6 protein-coding genes are annotated in these 6,944 nt (G+C 69.4%); 2 read left to right on the top strand and 4 right to left on the bottom strand.

Going from position 1 to position 6,944, the window contains the following annotated elements; genetic code table 11:
• On the bottom strand, positions 1-1,661 hold a 1,661-nt coding region (locus Q4P07_RS13695), incomplete at its 3' end, for a DNA repair helicase XPB (protein WP_303375476.1).
• Positions 1,662-1,739: 78 nt separating this feature from the next.
• Positions 1,740-2,351, bottom strand: coding sequence for a hypothetical protein (locus Q4P07_RS13690; RefSeq protein WP_303375475.1), 612 nt, complete (start codon positions 2,349-2,351; stop codon positions 1,740-1,742).
• Between the two features lie 89 nt (positions 2,352-2,440).
• Between Q4P07_RS13690 and Q4P07_RS13685 the strand changes: the two genes are divergently transcribed.
• Positions 2,441-3,379, top strand: coding sequence for a hydroxymethylglutaryl-CoA lyase (locus Q4P07_RS13685; protein WP_303375474.1), 939 nt, complete (start codon positions 2,441-2,443; stop codon positions 3,377-3,379).
• A 72-nt stretch (positions 3,380-3,451) separates the two neighbouring features.
• A complete protein-coding gene (locus Q4P07_RS13680) occupies positions 3,452-4,378 on the top strand; it encodes a lysylphosphatidylglycerol synthase domain-containing protein (RefSeq protein ID WP_303375473.1) in 927 nt (308 codons plus the stop codon).
• A 15-nt stretch (positions 4,379-4,393) separates the two neighbouring features.
• Here the strand turns inward: Q4P07_RS13680 and Q4P07_RS13675 are convergent, their stop codons facing one another.
• Both Q4P07_RS13675 and Q4P07_RS13670 read right to left on the bottom strand, forming a co-directional pair.
• The gene (locus Q4P07_RS13675; protein WP_303375472.1) at positions 4,394-5,986 is read right to left on the bottom strand and encodes an ABC transporter permease; all 1,593 of its coding nucleotides are present in this window, start codon (positions 5,984-5,986) and stop codon (positions 4,394-4,396) included.
• Positions 5,983-6,891: an ABC transporter ATP-binding protein gene (locus tag Q4P07_RS13670; RefSeq protein WP_303375471.1), complete on the bottom strand. Its 909-nt coding sequence runs from the start codon at positions 6,889-6,891 to the stop codon at positions 5,983-5,985. The genes Q4P07_RS13675 and Q4P07_RS13670 overlap by 4 nt, the downstream gene beginning before the upstream one ends.
• Between the last annotated feature and the right edge of the window lie 53 nt (positions 6,892-6,944).

Below are 6,944 nucleotides of genomic sequence, written 5' to 3'. Positions count from 1 at the left end.
GGCGCGAGAGTGTCCAGGTCGTCGGCGTCCACGATCCGGTAGGCGTAGCCCTGCTCGGCGAGGAAACGCTGCCGGTGCGCGGCAAACTCGGAGTCGACGGTGTCGCGGGACACGACCGTGTAGAAGTGCGCGGTCCGACCGTCGCCCTTGGGGCGCAGCACACGCCCCAGGCGCTGTGCCTCCTCCTGACGGGAGCCGAAGGTCCCCGACACCTGGATCGCTACCGACGCCTCCGGCAGGTCGATGGAGAAGTTGGCGACCTTGCTCACGACGAGCAAGCTGATCTCGCCCTCCCGGAACTGCCCAAACAGCTCCTGCCGCTGTGGGACCGTCGTCGCGCCGGTGATGATCGGGGCGTCCAGTCTCTCGGCGAGCTGATCGAGCTGGTCGAGGTACTGGCCGATGACCAGGGTGGGTTCGCCGCGGTGCCTGGCGACGAGTGTCTCGACGACGGCGTCCTTGGCCGGTGCGCACGAGGCGAACCGGTAGCGCTCCTCAGGCTCGGCCACCGCATACGCCATCCGCATGGAGTCCGACAACGTGACGCGCACCTCGACGCAGTCGGCGGGCGCGATCCAGCCCTGCGCCTCGATGTCCTTCCACGGCGCGTCATAGCGCTTAGGGCCGATGAGGGAGAAGACGTCGGACTCCCGGCCGTCCTCTCGCACGAGCGTCGCGGTCAGACCGAGACGACGACGCGCCTGCAGGTCTGCCGTCATCCGAAAGATCGGTGCGGGCAGAAGGTGCACCTCGTCATAGATGACCAGACCCCAGTCACGTGCGTCGAGCAGGTCGAGGTGGGTGTAGACGCCCTTACGGCGGGTGGTCAGGACCTGGTAGGTCGCGATCGTCACCGGCCGGATCTCCTTGCGGGCGCCGGAGTATTCGCCGATCTCTTCCTCGGTCAGGCTGGTGCGGCGCAGGAGCTCTTCGCGCCATTGGCGGGCGCTGACGGTGTTGGTGACGAGGATGAGCGTCGTGGTCCCTGAGCGTGCCATCGCGCCAGCCCCCACGAGCGTCTTGCCGGCACCGCACGGGAGCACCACCACCCCGGAGCCGCCGTCCCAGAAGCCGTCGATGGCCTGCTGCTGGTAGGGACGCAGGTGCCAGTCACTCGTCTTGAGCGCAATCGCGTGCTTCTCGCCGTCGACGTAGCCAGCCAGATCCTCGGCCGGCCAGCCGACCTTGAGCAGCTCCTGCTTGAGGTGCCCGCGCTCGGACGGGTGGACGACGACCGTGTCGGGGTCCAGCTGCGCGCCCAGAAGAGGCTTGATGCGCCTGTGCCGCAACACCTCTGCGAGGACCGCGCGGTCGGTGGAGCGGAGGATGAGCTGGGTCTTGCCGTCGCTGTCAGGCACCTCCGTCTTGCTGAGGGTGAGGCGTCCGTAACGGTCCATCGTGTCGGCCACGTCGACCAGCAACGCCTGCGGCACGGGGTAGCGGCTGTGCGTGATGAGAGCGTGCACGACCTGCTCGGCGTCGAAGCCGGCCGCGCGCGCGTTCCACAGCGCCAACGGCGTGACGCGGTAGGTATGCACGTGCTCCGGCGCGCGCTCGAGCTCAGCGAACGGCGCGATGTCGCGCCGCGCCGTCTCGGCGTCGGGGTGGTCGACCTCCAGGAGCAAGGTCTTGTCGGACTGGACGATCAGGGGGCCATTCATCGTGAGGTCAACGGTATGTCGATCCCCTGGCATTCCATGCACGCGAGGTGGGTGGGCCGTGACCGAGGTGCGGCGCGTTCACATTTCAGCTCTGAACACGTTGAAGTTCAGGCCGGTCTTTTCGCCCTGCACCTGGAGGGTGACCTGCCCAGGAACGCCGTCGGGGTTCTCGAAGGCGATCGATCCGCCGAAGTCGGGATCAATGCCCTCCACTGACGTGGCGAACCCGGTCCCTTCGACGACGGTGAAGCCGGAGTCCGGCAGTTCCTCGAAAAGGTATTCCGCCACCTCGAGGTGGGTCAGTGGCACGCTGACGAACTGTGCCACGGTCTCGCGCGGGTCGTCATACTCAGAGGCTGGATACGGGACTTCGGAGCCGGGCGGGAGCGGAAAACCCTCCAGTAAGGGATGCAGGTTGGCCGAGGTCGGGTCCGCGTCGTCGTCCTGCTGCGTCGCGTCGTCGTCCTGGTCAGTTGTGTCGTTGTCCTGCTGCGCCGCGTCGGATTCACTGGCGATGTTGGTCGGCGAGCTGTCGGAACTCACTGGGTCGCTGTCGCCACCGCAGGAACTGGCGAGAAGCGCGACCAACATCGTCAAACCAAGGATGGATGCACGAGTCTGATGCCGCGAGCTAAGTCTCATGCACGCTAAGGCTAGAGCAACCGGCAAGTTTGTGCTGGTCTTCCGCATCTGTCCACTCCCGGAAGACACGGCATCCACACGGGCACGGAGACGGGCACGGACACAGGCGTGGACACGCGCGGTGCGAGGATGGGCCCATGACGACGCCGTCCCTGCCGATGGTCCAACCGATGCCGGGCATGCCCGAGCGGGTCACGATCTATGAGGTGGGCCCACGGGACGGCCTGCAGAACGAGAAGTCGATCGTGCCTGTCGACGTCAAGGCCGACTTTGTGCGTCGCCTGCTTGCGGCGGGGCTGGAGACGGTGGAACTGACCAGTTTCGTGCCGCACAAGTGGGTGCCGCAACTCGGGGACGCAGAGGAGCTCCTCGACCTGCTCGGGCCCGCTGCGACGGGTGAGCACCGGCCGGTCCTGGTGCCCAACGAGCGTGGCCTGGATCGCGCGCTGGACAAGGGAGTGACCGCGATCGCGATCTTCGGCAGCGCCACGGAAACCTTTGCGCAGAAGAATCTGAACCGCTCGGTCGCGGACTCGGTCGCCATGTTCAGCCCGGTCGTCAAGCGTGCGCTCGATGGCGGGGCGTGGGTGCGGGCCTACGTCTCGATGTGCTTCGGAGACCCGTGGGAGGGGCCGGTCGCGATCGAGCAGGTCGTGGACGTCTGCGCACGCCTGATGGACCTGGGTTGTGATCAGCTCTCGATCGGCGACACGATCGGCGTGGGCACCCCCGGCCACGTGCTTCGGTTGCTCGACGCCCTCGACGACGCCGGGATCCACACCGACCAGATCGCGGTGCACTTCCATGACACCTACGGCCAGGCTCTGGGCAACACGATGGCTGCGCTCGGCCGGGGGGTGAGCGTCGTCGACGCCTCTACGGGTGGACTCGGCGGCTGCCCCTACGCCAGGTCGGCGACGGGCAACCTGGCGACCGAGGATCTGGTGTGGGCGTTGGACGGTCTGGGCATCGAGCACGGCGTGGACCTCAGGGCGCTAGTGGATACCAGCACGTGGATGGCAGAGCAGCTCGGGCGCCCTTCCGCCTCGCGCGTCGTGCGCGCGCTGAGCGCCTGAGCCTCATTGGCCGGTGCCGACTCGATGCGTGACCCGCGAAGCGCATCGGCGCGCGGGTCCATGCCGCCGTCCATGACGTGGCGGGCGGGCAGCGTGCTGCGCTCGCCGTGGCTGCGGCGGGGTTTTCTGCTGCTTGCGGTGGCTGCGGCGGTGATCGCGGTGGTGCTCGAACGGGACGCGGTCGGCCAGGCACTGGCGGCCACCTCCTGGGGCTGGGTCGCGCTGGCGCTGGTCCTGTCGCTGGGCGCCACGGGATTCGCCACGATGTCGTGGCGGGACATCAGCGCGGGCCTGGGGGCGCCGTTGGGGATCCGGGCGGCGGGCGTCATCTACCTCGTCGGGCAGGTCGGCAAGTACCTGCCGGGCGGCGTGTGGAACCTGGTTGCCTCCGCCGAGCTTGGGCGGGACCACGGGATCGCCCGGCGCCGGACCGTGGGCACGCTGCTCGTCGCGGTGCTGGTGTCTGCGGCAATGGCCGGACTGCTGGCCCTGGTCCTCCTGCCCGGGTCGCTCGGGACGGTGCTGGAGCCTTATGGCTGGCTCGTGGTGCTGGCGCCGCTGGCCGTGGTCGCGGTGGTGCCGGCCGTCTTGAACTACGCCCTCACCATGTTGCTGCGCGTCACCCGGCGGGAGCCGTTGCCCGAGCGGATCGGGCTTGCCCCGGTCGTGTCCGCGAGCGTGTGGTCGCTGCTGTCGTGGGCCGCGGTCGGTCTGCAGGTTTACGTGCTCGCGCTCGCGGTCGGGGCGGACGCCGGTATGTCGTTGCTGCGCCTGTCGGTAGGTGGATACGCGCTGGCCTGGATCGTGGGCTTCGTGCTGGTCTTCCTGCCCGCAGGAGTGGGCGCACGCGAGGCGATGCTGGCGTTGGCCCTGACGCCGGTGCTCGGGACGGGCGGCATGCTCGTCGTGGTGGTGCTCTCGCGCCTGCTCGTGACGGTCGCCGACCTCGTGGCCGCCGGCCTGGCCCTGCTCGTCAACCGTGCTGCTCGGCCCGGTTGAGACCGCGGTAGAGGCTCAGGTCATGCGCAGGTCGCGGCGCCGATAACCCCAGAGGCCGAGGACCATGACGGCCACCGACAGCAGCGTCATGGCGATGACCGGCGTCCATGACATCGGGTCCACGGGCAGCTTGGGCAACGGCGCCCATGGCGTGAGCTGGGTCAGCCACGTGGGAAGGCCCAGCGTCGTGCCGACCCAGACCATGAAGAGGGACCAGCCGACGACCACCCAGACCAACCAGTCCAGACGCGGCACCCAGCCGTGCAGCGCGACAGCCAGGCTGAGGATCAACAGGCCCCCCGGCGCGAGCGCGAGCGCGGCCCCGACGACCTGCCCCAGGATCGCGGCGCTGCCACGGCTCATCGCCTCCGGCGCCGACAACAGCGCACCGACCAACGCCAGCAGCGCCACCGGTGCCAGCGCCGCGATGAGCAGGTGCGACACGGCATACCTCGTCCGCGGAACAGCAGTGGAGAGCACCAGCTCTGCGTGACCCCGACGTTCTTCGGTGGCCAGCCGCTGCCAGAGCATGACGGCCAGGATCGCGATGATGACCGAGACGATGCCGAGCATGGCGACGAAGAAGGCGTCGATCAGCTGTTCCGCCCCCTGCCCCATGCGCCGGAAGATCACCTCGAGCTGGGGGACGTCCTTGAGCATCGAGGCGAAACTGCCGGACAGCGACCCCATGGCGACGGCGAAGATGCCCAGCCCCAGGGTCCACCCGACCAGGGTCCCCCATTGGAGCCGCCAGGCCAGCCCGCCGACAGAGAGGAGGCTGGCCGCCGCTCGATCCCGGCCCGGGCGAACGGCTCGTAGGCCGGACCCGTGGTCGCGCCGCGACTCCAGCGCGAACGCGCCCGCCACCAGGCCCAACGTCAGCGCGGCCGGCAGGGCCAGCACCCACCACCGCTCACCCGCATAGGGGCGGACCAGGGCCATCCATTCCAGCGGCGAGCCCCAGTGCCAGGCATAGGCCGCGCTCGAGTCCGGCTGGGCGTCGGTGACCGCGCGCCAGATGTAGGCCGCGCCGAGCACGGCCATCCCGATCCCGCGCGCGCCCCGCGCCGACGCCGTGATCTGGGCGGCGACCGCGCCGACGCCGACGAAGACGGCCGCGACCAACGCCATCCCGAGCCCGAACGCGAGCGAGCCTCGGACGCCTGTCCCGACCCCGATCATCGAGACCGTGATCAGCAAGCCCAACGCTGCGCAGGCGATCAGCCCGGCGAGCACGCCCGCGGTCAGGGGGGCGTGGCGGTCGACCACGGTGGAGCGCAACAGCTCGGTGCGGCCTTCCTCCTCGTCCGCCCTGGTCGAGCGGATGACCCCGAGCACCGCCATCACCCCCGCCGCGGTCGCGGCGAAGGTGCCCACCCGCCATACCGTGAAAGAGCCGGCCGCGCTGAGGTCGATGGGTGGGCCGAGCATCGCCCGCATCGTGGGGTTGCGGGCGAGTAGGTCGAGCATGGCGCCACCGGGCCCGATGATGGTCTCGTAGGCGGCGGCGGTGATCGGCACGACCGAGGCGAGCCCGAGGACCCAGATCAGGTAGAACCACCTGTTGCGGCGCAGTGCCAGCCGCAGCAGGGTGCCGAGGCCAGTCATCGCCGGTCCGCCTCCGGGTGCACGTCCTCGTCGTAGTGGCGCAAAAAGAGTTCCTCCAGCGTCGGTGGCGTCGAGGTGAGCGAGCGCACGCCCAGCGGGGTCAGTCGAGCCAGCAGGTCGCCGATCGAGGGGTCGTCGACGGACGCCTGGAATCGGTGCCCGTCGAGCTGTGCGTCGTGCACGCCGGGCAGGTTGATCAAGTCAGCAGGGACGGGTGCGACCAGCTCGGCGGTGACTTGCGTGCGCGTGAGGTGGCGCAGCTCGGCGAGCGTGCCCGACTCGACGGTGCGCCCCGCGCGGATGATCGAGACCCGGTCGCAGAGATGCTCGACCTCGGAGAGGATGTGGCTGGAGAGCAGGACCGTCCTGCCCCGCCCACGGTCGGCATGCACCACCTCGCGGAACTGCGCCTCCATCAACGGGTCGAGACCGGAGGTCGGCTCGTCCAGCAGCAGAAGTTCGACATCGCTGGCCAGGGCCGCGATCAACGCCACTTTTTGCCGGTTGCCCTTGGAGTAGGTGGAGGCCCTGCGTCGTGGGTCCAGGTCGAAGCGGTCGACGAGCTCGGTGCGGCGTGTCTCGTCGAGTCCACCTCGCAGGGTGCCCAGGAGGTCGATGACCTCACCGCCGGTGAGCCCTGGCCACAGCGCCACATCGCCGGGCACATAGGCGAGACGACGATGCAGCGGTGCTGCTTTCGCCCAGGGGTCGTCTCCGAACAGGCGCACGGTGCCAGAGTCGGCGCGCAGGAGGCCGAGCAGGACCCTCAGAGTGGTGGACTTCCCGGCGCCGTTGGGACCGAGGAAGCCGTGCACCTCGCCCTCGGCGACCTCGAGGTTCAGTCCGTCCAGCGCGACGGTGGGGCCGAAGCTCTTCACCAGGTCGCGGATCTCGATCACGCTCACTCGATCGAGACTACGCGCGTGAGGCCCTGGCTGGGGCGACCGTTCGGTGTGGC

Origin of the sequence: Ornithinimicrobium sp., assembly GCF_030537745.1 — a bacterium.
Classification (GTDB): domain Bacteria; phylum Actinomycetota; class Actinomycetes; order Actinomycetales; family Dermatophilaceae; genus Ornithinicoccus.
Note: the sequence above shows the minus strand (reverse complement) of the source record. Positions and strands in the feature narration are given on the sequence as shown.